Source organism: Bacillus sp. SIMBA_008 (assembly GCF_046535495.1).
GTDB classification, from domain to species: domain Bacteria; phylum Bacillota; class Bacilli; order Bacillales; family Bacillaceae; genus Bacillus; species Bacillus subtilis.
On sequence record NZ_JAWRWL010000884.1, the window covers coordinates 1 to 253 of the forward strand.

Genomic DNA, 253 nt, shown 5'->3' on the forward strand with positions numbered 1-253 from the left:
TATTGACGCAAGTAAGTGGACGAGCAGGCAGACATGAATTGCCAGGGGAAGTTATAATTCAAACGTATACGCCAGAACATTACAGTATAGAGTTAGCAAAGAACCAACAATATGATGTGTTTTTTGACCAAGAAATGCAAATGAGACGAACAAGACAATATCCACCTTATTACTATGTTGTACTTGTAACAGTATCTCATCCAGAATTATTAAAGGCAGTGCAAGTGACGGAAAAAATTGTCGGTCATTTACG

1 pseudogene is annotated in these 253 nt (G+C 37.5%); it reads left to right on the top strand.

Annotated elements, in window-relative coordinates:
• Positions 1-253: pseudogene (locus SB658_RS25895) on the top strand (primosomal protein N'); the annotation flags it as partial.